Genomic DNA, 18,189 nt, shown 5'->3' on the forward strand with positions numbered 1-18,189 from the left:
AACCTCGATGGCGCTGATACTTGCGCGAATGGCCGTCGACCGCGCGCTACCGGTGCAGTCATGTTGTCCTCAATGAATCCGCAGCGAAAAGCGTTGATTCAACACTGCCGCGTCAACGGTATCTGCCATCGCCTGGTAGCCTAGGTCGTTGGGATGAAGGCGATCCATGGACGCGAAGCGAGCGAGTAGGCAAGCAGGATGCTCCGGGTCGCGAAGTATAGAATCGAAGTCCATGACTGCGTCGAACGCGCCACTCGAGCGGATCCACCCGTTGACGGCCTGACGAGTCGCCTCACGTTCCACACTGTAGAAGTCGGCGACGGAGAGCCATCCTCACGCCCCCCAACGAATCGAACCCAACAGCTCGGCCATCAGCGCTGGTAGGGGACTTCAAGGGTGGCATGGTCGAGCGCAGTGGCATGGACCACGAAGCTGACCATCGCGCCTGGCGCATTCGCGTTCAGCGGGAAGTCGCCGGTGGTGAGATCAGCGACGGACAAGGCATAGACTGTAAACTGATATCGGTGGACGCCGCCGCCTGCTGGCGGACAGGCGCCGCCATAGCCGGCGATACCGAAATCGGTGCGGCTTTGGACGGCGCCTTGCGGGAGCGTGCCGTTGCGGCTGGCGTCGCTTGAGACTCTGTCGACCGAGGCAGGAATGTTGAACGCAACCCAATGCCACCAGCCCGAGCCGGTCGGCGCGTCCGGATCGAAGGCCAGGATCGCGAAGCTCTTTGTGCCTTGCGGCGCGCCCGACCAGATCAACTCCGGGGAGACGTTGGCGCCTTTACATCCGAACTGGTTGAACACCTGCGCGTTCGCCATGGACTGACCCGGGGCTAAATCCTTGGACATGAGCTTCATCTCGGCGTGCGCCGGCGGAGTGCCCAGGACGAGGAGGGCGGCGACGGTGGTCAGCAGGAATCGCATGGTGATGGCTTTCGTCAGAGTGCGGTTGAATTGGGTAGGCGGCCCAAGCCTTGGTCACGCGGGCGGCGGCGAGGGCGCGTTGTCCGAACAGGGCTCGCCGGCCGTCTCTATTGCGGACATGCGGATCGGTTGGTTCTTCTTCGGCGAGAGCGCTGACCGACGGCGAGACATTCAGCCTCAGGCCAGCCCGCCATGTCCGTCTGGCAACACCCTATTCTGCGGCCACCAACCGCGCCCGATCGACATCGGGGCTGCGATAGGCGGCCTCTGGGATTTCGGCCAGACGTGACGGATGCACCTGCCCATCGGCCAGGCCATAGAACTTCTGGAAGCTCATCATCAGGGGCCGCCACTTGTCGGGGTCGATCCGGTTCTCGTGCCCGTCCATCAAGACCTCGGGATGGGCGTGAACCCGCTGGATCCGCACTTCGAAAGCGATTGTGCCGCCCTTCCAGGGACCATCGTCCCCTATGCCATGCTGTGCAGCGACGACCGCTTCCATCTGGATCGGGCACTCTAGCGCGCGTAGCGGCGCGACCGTTTCGGAAGCGATCGGCGTCAGGCCCGCGATTTCGAACTTGCGGGCTTCATGCCGATAGTTGCGTTCCAGCTTTTTCGCCGGCACCGGGTTAGACCCGGTCAGGCGGGCCAGGCGATCTACCGCCGCGACTTCAGCGACGGACGGCAGGTTCAATACACATTCGCCGGTCCGGATCAGATTTTCCGTTGTCTTGGACGAAGCACCTAGGCCGAGCAGACAGCGCCATCCGAGCCAGAACGCTGACGACATCGGCGCCAGATTGTCGCTCCCGTCCTCGTTTTTCGTACTGATCAGAACAACAGGAGTGCCAACATAAAGAATAGCGGGCTCGATCGACAGGGGGTTACTGGGCATGAGGGGCTTACCTTGTTTCGCGGAATGACGTTGATCTTGTCGTCGCCGCGCACCCCACGCACTCCGCTTCTTGCGCTGGAATCACATTCGCCCGGCCCGCTCACGCCGCGGCTTCCCGTTCGAGCAGCTCCCGCTTGCGGTCCACGCCCCAGGCATAGCCGGAGATCGACCCATCGTTACGCACTACCCGGTGGCAGGGAATCGCGACCGCGATGTTGTTGGCGGCGCAGGCCCCCGCCACCGCGCGCACCGCCTTGGGGGACCCGATCGCCTGGGCGACGTCGGCATAGCTTACGGTGCGGCCCGGCGGGATATCACGGAGTGCTTGCCACACGCGCTGTTGAAAGGCAGTGCCTCGAACATCGAGCGGCAGGTCCAAGCCAATCTGCGGCGCTTCAATCATACCTACGACCTGGGCCACGAGCTGTTCATACTCCGCGTCGGCGCCCAACAGTCGCGCCCGTGGGAAGCGATCCTGCAGATCCCGCAACAGCGCGTCGGGGTCCTCACCTATCAGGATCGCGGCAACGCCCTTCGTGCTCGACGCGACCAGAATCGCACCCAGCGAGGACTGACCTACGGCGAAGCGGATGTCCTCGCCGACACCGCCTGACCGGTACTTGCTGGGCGTCATTCCCAGCATGTCGTTGGCGTCCGCGTAGAAGCGGCCACTGGAGTTGAAGCCGGCGTCGTAGATGGCCGCCGTCACAGACTGGCCGCGCGCCAGTTGCTCGCGGACCCGTTCGGCTTGGCGCGCCTTGGCATAGGCTTTGGGCGTCAGACCGATGATCGCCTTGAATAGCCGGTGAAAGTAGCCTGGACTGAGATCGACCGCGTCCGCCAGTTCAGTGAGAGAAGGGACAGTTTCGCTCTGTTCGATCAGCCGGCAGGCTTGCGCCACCTTCACCGCGTTCTCAGCGTCCAGTGACGCCCCGTCCGGATTGCAGCGTTTACAGGCCCGGAAACCCGAAGCCTGCGCCTGGGCGAAGGTGTCGTAGAGGATGACGTTCTTGGGGTTGGCGGCCCGCGAGGGGCAGGACGGGCGACAGTAGATACCTGTGGTCGCCACCGCGTACCAGAACTGTCCGTCCGCCGTCCGGTCCCGCGCCACGATGCGGGCCCAGCGGGGATCTTCCGCTGTGGCGAGCGACTTTCCTGCCGTGGGTGCAAGAACATTCATCTGCAAATCCTCAACATCGGTAGCCCCGATCCTGCCCGGATGCGAGGCGTGACGCACTCCGGGTCTTGCTCTCGAATTCAAATGGCGTCCGCAAGCCGCCGGTGGGCTGCGGATCCGATACCGCGGCAAGAAGCGGAGTTCGCCTCGCCCAGACCCGCCGTATCCCTTCGCCGCCTCGCCGACTCCGGCCGAGGGTTGATTCAACCATCACAAAGAGGGCTCTCATGAGTTTGCAAGACGAGAACAAGGCTGTTGTGGGCCGCTGGTTCACCGATTTCTGGGGCGAGACCTGCAATCTGGACGTGGTCGACGCCGTCGCCGCGCCGGACATGCTGCTGCGCTACTCGTTGCATGAGCCGCGCAATGGCCATGCGGACATCAAGGCCTTCATGACGGACTTCCGCGCTGCATTCCCCGACCTAAAGTTCTGGGGCGTGGCCGATCTGATCGCCGAGGGCGACTACGTCGTCGGCCAGTGGGAAGGTGGCGGGACCCACACGGGCCCGGCGTTCAGCGACTTTCTCGCCGGGAGCCTGCCCGCGAACAGCGGCCGCAAGATGCACTTCACCGGCACCACCGTGCTGAAGCTGAAGGACGGCAAGATCGTCCAGGAGATCGGCCTGGACGACGGCGTCGCCTGCCTGACCCAACTCGGGCTGCTTCGCGCCGCGTGATCGGCCGCACCGCGACACGAGCAGAGCGCCGGGTGCACCCGGCGCTCTCTTTGGTGCCCAGACATCTTCCATCCTTCGAAAGAGCACTTCGCATGAAAATCCTGATGGTCCTGACCACCCACGACGAGCTCGGCGCCTCGGGCAAAAAGACTGGCTTTTGGCTCGATGAGTTCGCATCGCCCTACTACGCATTCTTAGACGCCGGCGCCGATGTCACCCTGGCCTCGCCGCGGGGCGGCCAGCCGCCGATCGATCCTCGCAGCGACACCTCGGACTTCCAGACCGAGGACACGCGCCGCTTCCGCGCCGACGCCGTCGCAGAAACCCGGCTCGCCCGCACCGTCAGACTCTCCGAGATCTCGGCCGAGCACTTCGACGCGGTCTTTTATGCTGGCGGCCACGGCGCGATGTTCGACTTGGCGGAGGAGCCGGCTTCTATCGCCCTGGCCGAATCTCTGTTCGCGGCGGGCAAGCCCGTGTCGGCGGTATGCCACGGCTCGGCAGTGTTCCGGAACACCAAGGGACCGGACGGCACGCCGCTGGTGTGCGGCAAGAAGGTCGCCGGCTTCGCCAACGCTGAGGAAGCCGCGGTCGGTCTCACCGACGCGGTGCCGTACCTCGTGGAAGACATGCTACCACGGTGTGGCCAACGAAGGTCGAGGTGAAGATGATCGATCCACCGCCACGGGCTTGCAAGGCAGGGATCTGATGCTTGGCGCCGATGAAGGCGCCGGTCAGGTTGATGTCGAGGGTCTCGCGCCAGCCATCAACGGATATTTTGGACGCTGGGCTCATCTCGCCGAGGGCGCCGGCATTGTTGAAGGCGATGTCCAGCCCGCCGAAATGCTCATTGGCGGTGCGCACCGCATTGATCGCCGTCTGTTCGTCCCGGACGTCGCCCGGCACGGCGACCGCTTGGCCACCGTTGTCCTTTATCGCCGCCACCAGATCAGTAAGCTCGGCCTCTCGGCGTGCGGACACCACGACCTTGGCGCCGAGTTGGGCGAACAGCTTGGCCGTCGCATAACCGATGCCAGAGCTGGCGCCAGTAACAATAGCGATCTTGTCTTTGAGCTGCATGGCGCGTCCTTTTCGACTTGAAGGGCGCGAGGGTCCCACGACCGGTGCGGCCCCGCGATCCGGATCCTGCAGTCAAATTGAAAAGAACGCCGGCGCGGCGGGCCGCAAGGAACGCTGGGCGTGCGGCCGCGCCTTGTCAGCGCCTTTTGTTCGATTGCACATGGTACTGGCCGGTGCAGCTCTTACTGCTGCCGTTAAATTTGGTCTGGCTGGCAAATGGCACGCTTCGCCGCTTCCTCGTGCAGGAAGTCGGCGAGATCGATCAGACCGTGGCGCCGCAGGCTCTCCTCAGCCGTGAGGCCGTCCTCCGCGCCCTTGATGCTCGGATCGGCACCGTGATCCAGCAGGAAGGCTGCCATGTCCATGGCTGCGTCTTCGTCCGCCGGCAGCAGGAACAGCGGTGTACAGCCGCTGCGGGCATGGCGCGCGTTCATGAGGCCCGGATCGTCGGCGAACAGTTCGGCGAGCCGGTCTATGAATCCAAGGTAGGTCAGGTTGTGCACGTCATGGCTCAACGGCGCCAGAAAGGCCGCAATCTCGCGACGATCGAAATGAGCGGAATAGCCCATCGCGCCGCCGCCGACCGTCGTTGTCGGCCGGTCAATGTCGGCGCCATGAGCCACCAGCAACTTGACCACCTCCAGCGACCCACCCGCGACCGCGACTTGAAGCCCGCGCTGCTCGATCGCATCGGCGACATCGACGTCCACCCCCAGCTCCAGCAGGAGGGTCACGACATCGGCACGGCCGGCGCGGGCCGCCGTCAGCATCGGCTCCGGGTCGTGGAGATATCCCGGCTGGTTCGCCGCGATCGCGTGCGCCGCGTCGCGGTCAAGGCTCATGCAGGCGGCCCGAAAAGCGGACGGGCCCTCCAGCGTCGTGGTTTCGGCGCCGAAGCGCTCGAGCAGCTTGGCCATCTCGACGTGGCCGTGGATCAGCGCCTCCTCACGCTGAGGTCTTCTGGAATAGGCGTGCAGACTATTGGGGTCCGCGCCATGCGCCAGCAGCCACTCCGCTCGCCTGAGGTGATTGAAGGCCGTGGCGTTGCCGAGGAGGTAGTCGAGCGCGCTGAGCGGGACGCTGCCCCCGATGGCCGGCTTCCCAGGAACATTCTCCCGCCAAGCCTTTAGTCGTCCATGTCGCTCCGACTGGGTCCAAAGAAAGTCCAGCCAATCGGTATCGTCGCGAGTAATGGAGGTGTTGTAGAGCGCCTGCGGGTCAAAGGGGTCGGCCCCACGTTCGATAAGCAGGGCGGCGAGGTCCCTCGCCTGGGGGTGCGGCGGCTGATCGCCTTGGCCGATCAGGCCGGTCAGGACGGTGAAGGCCGGCTCGCCCCAGGGGCCGATCCAGAAAGCGTTGGGATCGGCGCCATGGTCAAGCAGCCGCCGAGCGATCTCGAGGCCGTGCGCCTCGCTGCCGGGCAGATTCGAATAGGCCAGATAGAGCAGAGGTTCACGCTCAAGTGGACCGCCCTTGCGGTTCGCGCTGCCGGGATCGGCGGCCAGCCGCCGCTCGACCTCCGCTAGGTCGCCTGTAGCCGCGGCGGCGTAGAGGCTGTCCCGGCCGACCTCCGGCCAACGAGCCAGGAGGCGTGCGCCGGCGGTGTGGTCACCCGCCCAGTCGGCCGACCGCAAGACGAGCTCGACGCGGTCGGCGTGAGAGCGGCGCGTGTCCTCCAGCGCCTGGCATAGCGCCGCCCACCCGGGCAGTCCGTATTCGCGCGCCAGGGCCAACTGGACGTCGCGCAGGCCCGGCTCGATTGGAGCCGCCGGCGTGACGGCGAGCAGTCGGCCGCGCGCTTCCGCATCGCCGGCCTGCAGCGCCTTCAACCAGCGCTTGGCTTCTTTCTTGAGGGTTTCGAGAGTCGAACGGGCGGTGAGCTTACGGCTCATGACAACCTTCCTTCCGTATCGCCTGGTGTCCGCTGAAACAGGCCGGAAGAAGGAGCGTGAAACGATCATATCATTTCAGGATGGGCGGGAGCCAGCTCCCTTGCCGCGGACCGGGGGCGCCCCATAGCGCACTCTTCACAGCTTCGAACAACACAACGAAGCTGTCAACGCTGGCGGTCGCGAGCAGCATGTAGCGGTACGGCTTCGCAAAGAGCGTAGTTGCGAGGGCGGGTTTTGAAGACGCTCGACCTAGTGCTTGCGCCCTACGGGCAAGGAGGAAAGCCATGACGAAGCTCAAGCTCGGACCGCCGATGACAAACCGATGAAAGTCACCGTCGAACCGCCTGCGGCCGTGAATCGGGATCTGGTCGCTTAAGCGGAAGTGTTGGAGCGGGAGAGCAGTAACGAGAGCCTTGGCTCGACACGCCCTTATTTTTGTCGCCTCAGGCATAGTGATGAAGAACGGCTGCTTTCGTCCAATATGCGTCGACCTTACTGGCGATCTTGGGCTGGCTATCTAAAATGCTGATCAGCTCCCAATACCGCGTCACCCGCGAGTCGTGTCGCGCCATCTGCTCGCGCATTCTTTGGCGGGCAGGCTTGTCAAACTCGCCGTCCCCTCTCGCCGCCACAAGAGCAGCCCCGTAATAGCGCCGCCACGAGACGCCGTGGCACGAATTGGCGCGCCGCGCCGCGAACAGAACGCTACTTCTGCGATAAGAGCAATTCGTCGATTGCCTTGTCCCTCGGGTCAGGCGGTCTCGATCTGCGGTGAAGGCCTCCTCGCACATCATGATTCAATGGCGGCTCGGTCTGAGCGAAACCCATTGACGCAACTTGATATGTAATATAGTAATTACATTATGACTGAAGATGAGATGGACGAGGTTTTCCACGCCTTGGCGCACAGGATCCGCCGCCGCGTGCTCGATCTGGTCGGCGCGGAGCCCGGCATCACGATCGGTCGTCTCGCGCAGAATTTCGACGTTAGCCGGATCGCGATCATGAACCATCTGGGAGTGCTGGAGCGGGCGAACCTGATCGTTAGCGAGCGAGCGGGCACCGCCCGCCGCTTGTTCCTCAACGTCACGCCCATCCGCATGATCTACGAACGCTGGGCCACCGAATTCAGCGGCTATTGGGCCGGCCATCTGCTCCGCATCAAACAGGCGGCCGAAGCCGCCGTCGCCAGAAAGACAGACGATGACTGAGCGCGCACGACAGATCTGGAAGGTGACGATCGCGGCCCCCATCGAGGTCGTTTGGAATACACTCGTCCAGACCGGCGAGGTCTTGCCCTTCCTGTTCGGCGGCGTTTGCGACACCGAGGATGGTTTAAAGCCCGGCCGTCCAATGCGGATGCTGTCGAAGGACGGCAAGTATGTGATGGCCTATGGCGAGGTACTCGAATTTTCGCCGCCCTATCGCTTCAGCCATGCGATCAACTTCGCGATGGCCGCGAACGAACCGCCCGGGCGGACCACTTACGAGTTGAAGGAAGTGCCCGGCGGCACCGAACTCACCCTGACGTCCGAGGCGCTTGAGGGCACGCAAACCGCCAAGATGGCGAAGAGCGGGCAGTTCATCGTCGACAACCTCAAGCGCTGGACCGAGCAGCGGCGCCCGACCTTCGGCGGCCGGATGGTCATGCTGATGAGCCCGCTGATGGGACTGTTCACGCCCGCGCGGTGCCGCGCCGAGAACTGGCCGCTTTCGCGCGTGCCGCTCCATAGCGGCGAGGCTGCCTGAAGGAGAATGCTCATTCCATATCGACAGGAGACTTTGCCGTGACCCAGGTCCGCTTTGACACGATCCTTACGCAGACCGGCGAGAAGACCACCGGCATCGTCGTGCCGCCCGATGTGATGACACAGCTCGGCGGCGGCGCGCGTCCGGCGCTTCTGGTGGTGGTCAACGACTACAGCTACCGCACCACGGTCGGCATCATGGGAGGCAAGTCGATGCTGCCATTCAGCGCGCAGCACCGCGAGGCCTCCGGCATCAAGGGCGGCGATCCGATCACGGTCACGCTCTCGATCGATCGGGCTCCGCGCACGGTCGAGATACCCGACGATCTCGATCGCGCGCTGGCTGCCACGCCAGGACTTCGCGACGCGTTTCTCAAGCAGGCTCCGAGCCGACAGAAAGCGGACGTGGAGAACGTCATCGGAGCGAAGGCGGCCGAGACCCGCGCGCGGCGCGTCGCCGCCATCGTCGCGCGGCTCAGCGCTTAGGGCGCCCAGCAGCCCAAGTCTATCCATGCCGCAAATGTCGCCACGACGAACTCGCTGATGGGGCAGGCTCCCCTGTTTCCCCGCCCAGCGGCATTGCCTGACCATAATCGGCGTGCGCGACATAAACCCGGACCGCTCTTCGGATAGCCGGACCCGCTTAGCTCGCCAAAGCCAGATGTTGGGTTCCCGTATTTGCTCTAATGCGACCGCGCGGCACGAATTGCACCACGGTCGAAGGCGGTGCCTCGCCCCGCATCAGCATCCCGATGTGCTCCGCCACGCGGTTGGCCGCGTCGATCAAAAGCACATCAACCCGCTTGAGGATGTAGCCGCCCGTGACGCCACCGACGCGATGACCGAGCAGTGCCGCGATCGTCGGGATTGTCGCCCCGAGCTGCTCGGCGACTCCGGCGTAGCTGTGCCGCAGGCTATGCAGCGTGACGCCATCGAGCGGCCCACCAGCGGGCGCTGGTTCGCCACGCTCGACCGCGGCCGCCTCGGCCGCAAGGCGGGCCGTTTTCTGCACGGTGCGCCATAGGCCAGGCAAGCCCTGATAGCCTTCGGCGTCGGGTCCGGCAGGAAAGACGTAGTCGGCGATCGCATCCTGGGCATCGACGACCGCGAAGGCCGCACGGCTGAGCGGTCGCAGCGAAGGCCCGGTCTTCGTTTCCCCGAGGGCCAGGCAAGTGCCGTTGGCATCGACCTCGTCCCATTTGAGGCTTGTGCATTCGCCACGTCGAACGCCCGTCAGGGCGATGAAGCGAATGGCCGCCAGACCAACCAGGCTGTGCATCGGTTGGTCATTGCGATCTCGCCTGTCGGCCAGTTCGTTGAGGGTCTGGGCCAGTGCACCATATTGCTCGCCGGACAGCATCGCCTTTTTCTGCGCGTCGGCGAATCGTTTGACGCCTCGGACCGGGTTTTGTTCGACGTAGCCGTTATCCTGACCCCATGCGAACACGGCCCCGAGCAGCCCCAAAGTGCGGGTGAGCGCACCCTTGCCGCCTCGCACGATCGATCGACGACGCGGCCCTAGTTTCTCATCCCGCGCCGTCTTTCCGGTCACAACGCCGGTCTTGAAGCCCTCGATATCCGTTCGCGTCACTTCGCTGGCTTTGAGCTGGCCCAGCAGCGGCTTCACATGAGCGTCGATCCGGGAGCGATCGGTGGAAAGCGTGCGCGGCTTCTTGGGCGTGCCTTTCCGTCCTAGGACCAAGCCTGCCTCGGCGGCCGTCATGTACAGGTCGCACAGCTGGGCGACGGTCACTGCCGCACGAAGCTGGTCCCGCGCATCCGCCGGATCTTCGCCGTCGACCACGCGAGCCAGCTCCAACTTGGCCTTTTCACGTGCCTTCTCAGCCGTCAGAGCGCCGAACGCCCCGATCTTGAGCCAGCGCTGCCGACCACCGCGGGTTCGGAACTTGACGACGAACGTCTTCACGCCCGTCGGGAAAACGCGCACGCCGAAGCCTTTAAGCTCGCTATCCCAGAACAGCGTTCCATGCTTCGATCCGTCGGACTGCAATCCCTCGATGACGCGCTTGGTCAATTTCGTCATGGAAATCTGCCTTTTCCCTGCCTCCTTGGTGCAACCACATTGCAACCACACGGGAGCAAGTCGGAGGCGTTTTCAGCGGAAATCAGCGTAGCCTAAATGAGGCTGGAAGCCAAGTAATATATTGATATTTCGAGGTTTATCGCGTTCCAGCGTAAATGCGCGAAGACGGGAAAGGAGCGATCCGTTGCCCTCCGAAGGCAAAGGTCACACGTTCGAATCGTGTCGGGTGCGCCACTTGCGTACAAAACCACGAACATTTCCGTTCTCAGTCTGTTTGCCGGCGACGGCAGCCAGGAGGATATCCTCGGCGCCTTCACCCCTCTCGCTCTGCAGGTGATGAAACGCCTCGCGCGCTGCCGAACGCCAGCCGCTCCGCCAGCACGGCGGCCTGGGTGCGCGATCCCACCCCGAGCTTGCGCAGGATGGTCGAGACATGGCCCTTGACGGTTTGCTCGGCGATGCCGATTTCGGCCGCGATCTGCTTGTTGAGCCTGCCTTCGACGATCATCGCCAGGATGCGCAGTTGCTGCGGCGACAGCGAGGCCGCGCGCGCCGCCAGCTCCACGTCCTCGCTCTGGATCGAGCCCCGGCCGCCGATGTTCGGCGGCATCCAGATTTCGCCACCGAGGATGCGCGTGATGGCGTCCGCCATCGCCGGCAGGCCGAGCGATTTCGGGATATAGCCGGAGGCGCCATAGGCGATGGCGCGGCGGATCGTGGCCGCATCCTGCCGCGCCGAGATGATCGCAACCGGCACCGTCGGAAACTGTGCGAGCAGGACGAAGAGCGCCGCAAACCCCTGGATGCCCGGCATCGTCAGGTCGAGCAGGATCAGGTCGATCTCCTCGATGCGGCCGGGCACCGCCGCCAATACCTCGTCGAGCGACTGGCAGGGAATGATCTCGAGATCGGGAAGCACGGCCGACAGTGCGCTCTGCAGCGCGGCCTGCACCAGCGGATGGTCGTCGCCAATGACGATGCGTGTGGTCATGCCGGGTGACGGTCCTCATGGGTGGCGAGCCGACGGGTCAAGGCCTCGCCGCTCAGGAAACGTCGCAGCGCAGCCGGCTTGACCGGCTTGAGCAGGATCTCGCAGCCGCGCGCCTTCGCCGCGCTGCGAACCTCCTCGCTGCGATTGCCGGTGATCAGCAGCGCGCGCACCTTGTACGCCGATGCGCGCCTGAGATCGTCGAGAAAATCAAGACCGCTGCGGCCGCCGTCAAGGTGGTGGTCGAGCAGCACGACATCGGGCGGCCCGGCGGTTGCTGCCGCCATCGCCGCGGCCGGGTCTGTCGCGGTCACGACATGATGGCCCCAGCCCCCGAGCAGCGCCGTGAGCCCCCGCAGGATCGTCGCATCGTTGTCGAGGCACAGGATCGTCAGCGGTTGCTCGGCCGGCAGCGGCGCAGCTGCAGCGCGCGCGCGGCGCAGCGTCGCACCGGGACCGGACGCCAGGGGTAAGGTGACCGCAAAACAGGAACCGTGGCCGGGACGCGAGCGCACGTTAACCGTGTGTCCGAGCAGGCGCGAGATGCGGTCGACGATTGCAAGCCCGAGGCCGAGCCCCTTGTCGGACGCGGGCACGAGCCGCTGGAACTCCTCGAATATCCGGTCGCGGTCAGCCTCGGCGATGCCGATACCGGTGTCCCAGACCTCGATCCGGAGCGCGCCGGCCTTGCGCCGGCATCCGAGCAGGATACGGCCTTTCGGCGTGTAGCGCACCGCGTTCGACAACAAGTTCTGCAGGATTCTGCGCAGCAGATGCGGATCGCTCCGCACCACACAGGCGCAATCAACGACGTGCAAGGACAGGCCGCGCTCACGCGCCATGGCATCGAACTCGACGCTGAGCTGCGCCAGGAGATCGGCGATCGGTAAATCGACCGGCTCGGCGCGCACCGCACCGGAATCATAGGAGGAGATGTCGAGCAGCGTGTCGAGCATATGCTCGGTCGAGCGCAGCGCCGTGATCGCGCTACCGGCCAGCCTCCGGTCCTTGTCACCGGCGCTCGGCTGTACGCGCAAGCTTTCGTCAAGCGCCGACAGGAATAGCCGCGCCGCGTTCAGCGGCTGCAGCAGGTCATGGCTGGCGGCTGCGAGGAAGCGCGTCTTGCCGAGATTCGCGTGCTCGGCGTCCGCCTTGGCGCGCTCCAGCGCTTCGGTCCGCTCACGCACGCGCAACTCCAGATCCTCATTGACCCGGCGCAGCGCCTCGGCGGCGCGATGCCGTTCGGTGACGTCGGTATAGGTCGAGACGTAGCCGCCGCCGGCGATGCGGTCATAGACGATTTCGAGCACGGTGCCGTCCGGGCGTTTGCGCTCGTAGACATAGGGCCACACTTGCGTCGCGACGTCGCGATTGACCAACAGCGCGGAGAACTCGGCCGCCGCGTATTCGCCGCGGTCGACGTTGAAGGCAATCAGATCGGCGAGCGGCAGGCCGACGCGCACGAGATCGCGCGGCAGATCGAGCAACTCGATGAAGCGGCCGTTCCATGCCGAGATGTTGAAGTCGGCGTCGAAGGCGCAGATGCCCTGCGGCACGCTCTCCAGCGTGCTCTGCAAGAGATGGCGGTTGAAGCGCAGCGCTTCGGAGGCCTCGTCCAGCATCGCCATCGCCGCGCGCCGCGACAGCGAATGGCCCTCGAGCGAGGCTGCGATCACCACGCGCGCCGACGCCGCGCCGATGGCGCCGGCGAGCAGGTTTTCCGTGAAGCGGATCGAATCGAGATCGACAAGGCCCGACGGGTCGAGCGCCGGCGCGTGACCGGCGCGGCGCGCGGCGAGATAGGCGTCGAAGGCGGCCACGCCGCGTTCGCTGCCGACAAAGCGGATCGCGAGCGCGCGCAGATCATCGAGCCGGACCAGGACGCGCGACGACAATGGCGAGGCGGTCCCACGCGCTGCGCCTTGCGTGAAAGCCGCGGCCTGATTGCGCTCGATGGTCGATTGCCGTCCGAGCAGCGAGAACAGCACGAAGCAGGCGATATTGACGCCGAGGCTCCACAGCGTGGCATGCGAGATCGGATCGAGCCCCTCGAGACCGAACAGCGCGCCCGGCTTGAGCCATGGCAACAATCCATCGCGCGCGATCGGCGCGAGCGCCGGCCATAACAGCCCGGTGGACGGCAGCAGCAGCGTATAGGCCCAGATCACGAAGCCGACCGCGATCCCGACCGAGGCGCCGGCCTTGTTGGCGCGCGGCCAGAACAGGCCGCCGATGAAGGCCGGCCCGAACTGCGCCACCGCCACGAACGACAACAGGCCGATCACCGTCAGCGGATAGCCGTGATTGACCAGACGGTGCATCAGATAGGCCAGCAGGAGGATGCCGACGATCGAGAACCGGCGCACCGCCATCAGCGTGCGCGATACCGACCAGTTCGCCGCGCGCCGGCCGAGGAAGCGCCAGCGCAACAGCAGCGGCATGATGACGTCGTTGCAGAGCATCGTACTCAGCGCCACCGCGGTCATGATCACCATGCCGGTCGCGGCCGACAGCCCGCCCAGGAACGCGATCAGGCTGACGGTCCTGGCATCGGAGGCGATCGGCAGCGAGATCACGTATGTGTCGGGATCCATCATGCCGCCGAACCGCGCCAGGCCCGTGGCGGCAATCGGCAGGATCAGCAGGCTGAACGCCGCAAGATAGAGCGGATAGAGCCACGCAGCGGTGCGGGTATGCGCGGGCTGTTCGTTCTCGACGATCGCGACATGGAACGCCTGCGGCAGGCACAGGAAGGCGATCGCCGAGATAATGATGGTCGCCGGCCAGACCGGCTGGCCGATATCGAGCGACAGGACCTGCGCGAGCTCTGGATCGAGACGAACCTGCGACAGCAGCTCGCCCGGTCCGCCGGCGATGCCGAACAGCACGAACAGCGCCACGATCAGGAACGCGACCAGCTTGACCACGCTCTCGAACGCGATCGCCAACATCAATCCGCGATGATGCTCGCTGGCATGAACATGGCGGACGCCGAAGATGATCGCGAACAGCGCCATCGATGCGGCGACGCCAAAGGCGGAGTCCTGCCAGAACTGCAACGCCGCGCCGCCGGCCCGTTCCGGCTGCAGGATGAGATAGTCAAAACTCTTGCCGACCGCCTTCAGCTGGAGCGCGATATAGGGCAGCACGCCGAGCAGCGAGGCCAGGGTGACCAGCGCGGCCAGCGACTGGCTCTTGCCGTAGCGCGCGGCGATGAAATCGGCGATCGAGGTCACGTTCTGCGCCTTGGCGATCGCGATCACCTTGACGAGCAGCGGCTGGGCGAACAGCAGCACCAGCGTCGGGCCGAGATAGATAGTGACGAAGTCGAGCCCGCTGGTCGCGGCCCGGCCGACCGACCCGTAGAAGCTCCAGGAGGTGTTGTAGACCGCGAGCGTCAGGCAATAGCTGACCGCGGCCGTCCACGATGTCGGCGACACCAGCGGACCGTCGACGCTGCGCCGGTCGCCCCACCAGGCGATCAGGAACAGCGCGGTCACATAGGCCGCCGAGATTGCGAGAACGAACCAGCCCTGCAAGGACACCTCACGCACGAGATCGGCCCGCGACAGGTCGCGGGCCGCCGATACTAGAGCGTTTTCCAGCGAAGTGGACACCGGTTGGCGTGAACAAAGCGCGTCAAGACAAGAACCGAGGGCATCGACGGCTGGATTCGAGACCCGGCCGTCGATCGAGCCGTTGGCTTAGGCCGCTTCGCTGGCCGGGCGCGGCTGCGACAGCCCCTTGAGCGCCAGGTTGACCACGACCGCCACCACCACATTGGCCGCGAGGGCGATGAGGCCGGTGTAGATGGCAACCTTTCCCGCGCCGAAGTCGATGCTGTGCAGCGGCTTCAGACCGTCCGACCAGGCGAGCAGCGAACCGCCGACCAGACCGACCGCCCAGCCGACCAGCAGCGACGTGCTCGAGAACCAGTTCAGGTAGAGCCCGAACACCAGCGCCGGCAGGGTCTGCAGGATCCAGAGGCCGCCGAGCAGCTGCAGGTCGAGCGCGAACTGCGTCGGCATCAACAGGATCGCAAGCAGCGCGCCGACCTTCACCAGCATCGAGGTGATCTTGGCGACCTTGGCCTCGCCCGCCGGCGTGACGGCCGGGTTGATCCAGACCTTCCAGAAATTGCGCGTGAACAAATTGGCGGCGCCGATGCTCATCACCGCCGCCGGCACCAGCGCGCCGATCGCGATCGCGGAGAAGGCAAAGCCCGCGAACCAGCCCGGGAACAGGATCTTGAACAACGCCGGCACGACGTCATTGTTGCTGGCGAGCTTCAGTCCGGCCGCGTGGCCCATATAGCCGAGCAGCGCCAGCAGGCCGAGCAGCAGCGTGTAGGCCGGCAGCAGCACCGCGTTCTTGCGGATGGTGTTGCCTCCCGATGACGCGAAAATGCCGGTCAGCGTGTGCGGATACATGAAGGCCGCGAGCGCCGAACCCAGCGCCAACGAAGCATAGGGCAACACTTGCGCCGGTGCCAGCAGGATGCCCCCGGAGCCTTTGGCCTTGAAGGCAGCATCCGCCGCGGTGAAGATCTCGCCATAGCCGCCGAGCTTCGACGGCACGATCGCGATTGCGGCGATCACTACGATATAGATCATGATGTCCTTGACGAAGGCGATCAGCGCCGGTGCGCGCAGGCCCGACGAGTAGGTGTAGAGCGCGAGCACCAGGAAGGCGAGCACGAGCGGAATCTCGCCGTGCAGGCCGAGCGCCTTGATCGCGACCTCCATGCCGATCAGTTGCAGCGCGATGTAGGGCATCGTCGCCAGCACGCCCGTGGCGGCCACGGCAAGCTCGAGGCTACGTGAATTGTAGCGGCCACGCACCACGTCGCCGGCGGTAACGTAACCGTTGTCTTTCGCGACCTTCCACAACACTGGCATCACCGCGAACACGAAGGGATAGACGATGATGGTGTAGGGCAAGGCAAAGAAGCCGTAGGCGCCGACCGCATAGACCAGCGCCGGAACAGCGATCACGGTATAGGCGGTGTAGAAATCGCCACCGACCAGGAACCAGGTGATCCAAGTCCCGAACTTGCGGCCACCGAGGCCCCATTCGTCGAGATGGGCGAGCGTCTCCGGCTTGCGCCAGCGCGAGGCGACGAAGCCCATGCCGGTGACGAGCACAAACAAAGCGATGAAAACGGCGAGCGCCGCGCTGTCGACATCATTCAACATTGCGCACGCTCCTGTAGACGATCCAGGTGAGGAGCGAGGTCAGCGGCACCCAGGCAAGCTGATACCAATAGAAGAACGGGAAACCGAACAGCATCGGCTCCCTGATGTTGTAGAAGGGCACGATCATCAACCCGATGAACGGCAGCAGCAATAGCAGGCGTATCAAGCTCTCCTCCCCTGTCGTGAGAATGATGCGCGCTTCGCTGCGCGCGACTTGCGCACGCTATAGCGCCGATCGTGCTTTTTTCTGCCCCCTACATTCGCTCCGCGGCACCCCCATACTTTCGTATCGTCGGGCAGAAGTCCGCCGCGCCCACGCGCGACGACGAGCGGGGGCTGTGCCGGCTGTTACGACAATGATGATCGGCTCAACCCGCACCCGGATGAGCCGAGCGGTGCTCGCCACCCGGGCGACTCCTGTCCTACCTCTGTTGTGGCATCCGTATTGGTGCGCCGGGGGCCAGATCAAACGGCGGATGTGGCCGAGCCAACCCGGTCGTACCCGGTGGCGCCTCATTGCTGGCCACGCGCGTATTGACGTTCTCGAACGTCGTAAAAGTCGCTGCGATAAGCGCAATCGCGAACGCGAACGCAAATATGACCAGAGCAGTTCGGTGATTGGTCATCGCATGCACTCCAACACAACCCGACTCAACGTCATCAGCTGTAGTCGAGTTCCAATCGGCCTTCTCTGGCGTAGCCTATTTGAGCCATGCCATTTGCATGGAAGTGTGTAGGCTCGAAGCCATCTGCTTTTCTTAACCGCCGCGTGGGGGATTTCGGTGAAAGGATTGTTGTTGGCGATAGCCGTTCTTGTGGTTCTTTACATAGCGGATCAGCAGTTCGCCCAAGGCAAATACACCTACGCCGTCCAGCGCATGGCGGCTCAGATGAGGCACTCGTTCGGAATTTGATGCCGCTGGGCCCGCGCAGGCGTGGGAGCGAGCCGGGAACGACCTGTTCGCGTGAAAAAACACCAGCGCCGAAAGCGCTGGTGCTGAAGTTCTGGGGACGTGTAGCGTTCGTCCCGTGCGGATTTTCTCGCAAAATTTACCTTCGTAAGGCAACCCGCAATTCGTCTGATCGCAATTAGCATTAACGACGCTGAATATCGATCGTTCGGGGACCCGCCGTCGGCATGTCGGCTTGGAGAGCGATAAGCCACGGATGTGGACCGGCGACCCCTAAAAGGTTCGCTGAGCACTTCATCCAAACAGAAGAGCGCCCACGCCGGTGATGAAGGATAGCAGCGCTAAACCTATGAGGCTGTACTCGACGCTATCCATCTTGATCAACTCAGAATGGGGTCCTCGGCCTGCGCCTTGAGGTGCGGGTCTGAGGGACGCGGCGAGCCCCAACTCAGGGGTGAGCTGGGGCTGCCGGGGCTAGGAGGCTGAGCGGCCAGCCTCCACTCGTGAAGTTACGGCTTTCCCGAATTTGGTCTACCAAGATCCGCACTTGCTGCGGCGCGCTACTACCATTGCCCCACGTAGGCCCCTGCCAAGCCCAGCAATCATTACTCGGTGATACGCTGAAGAGATCATATTTTTCTCATACAGCG

13 protein-coding genes and 2 pseudogenes are annotated in these 18,189 nt (G+C 64.5%); 5 read left to right on the top strand and 10 right to left on the bottom strand.

The features are described from left to right. Nucleotides 1-371: 371 nt before the first annotated feature. The 3 genes from WDM24_RS41100 to ada form a co-directional block, all read right to left on the bottom strand. A complete protein-coding gene (locus WDM24_RS41100) occupies nucleotides 372-932 on the bottom strand; it encodes a YbhB/YbcL family Raf kinase inhibitor-like protein (protein WP_338829761.1) in 561 nt (186 codons plus the stop codon). A 211-nt stretch (nucleotides 933-1,143) separates the two neighbouring features. Beyond that, nucleotides 1,144-1,827, bottom strand: coding sequence for a flavin reductase family protein (locus WDM24_RS41105; protein WP_338829762.1), 684 nt, complete (start codon nucleotides 1,825-1,827; stop codon nucleotides 1,144-1,146). A 100-nt stretch (nucleotides 1,828-1,927) separates the two neighbouring features. Continuing rightward, nucleotides 1,928-3,007: a bifunctional DNA-binding transcriptional regulator/O6-methylguanine-DNA methyltransferase Ada gene (ada, locus tag WDM24_RS41110; protein ID WP_338829763.1), complete on the bottom strand. Its 1,080-nt coding sequence runs from the start codon at nucleotides 3,005-3,007 to the stop codon at nucleotides 1,928-1,930. 224 nt (nucleotides 3,008-3,231) lie between these two features. On the opposite strand from ada, the gene WDM24_RS41115 reads away from it, so the two are divergent. Both WDM24_RS41115 and WDM24_RS41120 read left to right on the top strand, forming a co-directional pair. Beyond that, the gene (locus WDM24_RS41115; protein ID WP_338829764.1) at nucleotides 3,232-3,681 is read left to right on the top strand and encodes an ester cyclase; all 450 of its coding nucleotides are present in this window, start codon (nucleotides 3,232-3,234) and stop codon (nucleotides 3,679-3,681) included. A 92-nt stretch (nucleotides 3,682-3,773) separates the two neighbouring features. Continuing rightward, nucleotides 3,774-4,328, top strand: a pseudogene (locus WDM24_RS41120) (type 1 glutamine amidotransferase domain-containing protein); the annotation flags it as partial. On the opposite strand, the pseudogene WDM24_RS41125 reads toward WDM24_RS41120, so the two are convergent. Together WDM24_RS41125 and WDM24_RS41130 are read right to left on the bottom strand one after the other, a co-directional pair. Beyond that, nucleotides 4,321-4,761, bottom strand: a pseudogene (locus WDM24_RS41125) (SDR family NAD(P)-dependent oxidoreductase); the annotation flags it as partial. The pseudogenes WDM24_RS41120 and WDM24_RS41125 overlap by 8 nt on opposite strands. A 194-nt stretch (nucleotides 4,762-4,955) precedes the next feature. Next, the gene (locus tag WDM24_RS41130; RefSeq protein WP_338829765.1) at nucleotides 4,956-6,653 is read right to left on the bottom strand and encodes an ankyrin repeat domain-containing protein; all 1,698 of its coding nucleotides are present in this window, start codon (nucleotides 6,651-6,653) and stop codon (nucleotides 4,956-4,958) included. A 923-nt stretch (nucleotides 6,654-7,576) separates the two neighbouring features. Between WDM24_RS41130 and WDM24_RS41140 the strand changes: the two genes are divergently transcribed. Genes WDM24_RS41140 through WDM24_RS41150 form a run of 3 tightly spaced genes read left to right on the top strand, consistent with a single transcriptional unit; the run spans nucleotide 7,577 to nucleotide 8,887 of the window. Continuing rightward, nucleotides 7,577-7,864 carry a helix-turn-helix transcriptional regulator gene (locus WDM24_RS41140; RefSeq protein WP_338829766.1) on the top strand — a complete coding sequence of 96 codons (288 nt, stop codon included), beginning with the start codon at nucleotides 7,577-7,579 and terminating at the stop codon, nucleotides 7,862-7,864. Continuing rightward, nucleotides 7,857-8,402, top strand: coding sequence for an SRPBCC domain-containing protein (locus WDM24_RS41145; RefSeq protein WP_338829767.1), 546 nt, complete (start codon nucleotides 7,857-7,859; stop codon nucleotides 8,400-8,402). Before WDM24_RS41140 ends, WDM24_RS41145 begins: the two co-directional genes overlap by 8 nt. Before the next feature lie 38 nt (nucleotides 8,403-8,440). Continuing rightward, nucleotides 8,441-8,887 (top strand): YdeI/OmpD-associated family protein, encoded by a 447-nt coding sequence (locus tag WDM24_RS41150; protein ID WP_338829768.1) that lies wholly within the window; start codon nucleotides 8,441-8,443, stop codon nucleotides 8,885-8,887. Between the two features lie 157 nt (nucleotides 8,888-9,044). Here WDM24_RS41150 and WDM24_RS41155 read toward each other — a convergent pair whose 3' ends face one another. The 5 genes from WDM24_RS41155 to WDM24_RS41175 form a co-directional block, all read right to left on the bottom strand. Next, the gene (locus WDM24_RS41155; RefSeq protein WP_338829769.1) at nucleotides 9,045-10,445 is read right to left on the bottom strand and encodes an integrase family protein; all 1,401 of its coding nucleotides are present in this window, start codon (nucleotides 10,443-10,445) and stop codon (nucleotides 9,045-9,047) included. A gap of 313 nt (nucleotides 10,446-10,758) precedes the next feature. Then, on the bottom strand, nucleotides 10,759-11,436 hold the full coding sequence (locus WDM24_RS41160) for a response regulator transcription factor (protein WP_166301064.1): 678 nt from the start codon (nucleotides 11,434-11,436) through the stop codon (nucleotides 10,759-10,761). Further along, entirely contained in the window at nucleotides 11,433-14,972 is a 3,540-nt protein-coding gene (locus WDM24_RS41165) for a PAS domain-containing hybrid sensor histidine kinase/response regulator (RefSeq protein ID WP_338829770.1), read from the bottom strand. Before WDM24_RS41165 ends, WDM24_RS41160 begins: the two co-directional genes overlap by 4 nt. Before the next feature lie 165 nt (nucleotides 14,973-15,137). Further along, nucleotides 15,138-16,628 carry a monocarboxylate uptake permease MctP gene (gene mctP / locus WDM24_RS41170; RefSeq protein WP_338829771.1) on the bottom strand — a complete coding sequence of 497 codons (1,491 nt, stop codon included), beginning with the start codon at nucleotides 16,626-16,628 and terminating at the stop codon, nucleotides 15,138-15,140. Continuing rightward, the gene (locus tag WDM24_RS41175; protein ID WP_166301058.1) at nucleotides 16,618-16,794 is read right to left on the bottom strand and encodes a DUF3311 domain-containing protein; all 177 of its coding nucleotides are present in this window, start codon (nucleotides 16,792-16,794) and stop codon (nucleotides 16,618-16,620) included. Before WDM24_RS41175 ends, mctP begins: the two co-directional genes overlap by 11 nt. Nucleotides 16,795-18,189: the final 1,395 nt, after the last annotated feature.

The sequence above is a fragment of the Bradyrhizobium sp. 27S5 genome, assembly GCF_037217225.1.
GTDB classification, from domain to species: domain Bacteria; phylum Pseudomonadota; class Alphaproteobacteria; order Rhizobiales; family Xanthobacteraceae; genus Bradyrhizobium; species Bradyrhizobium septentrionale.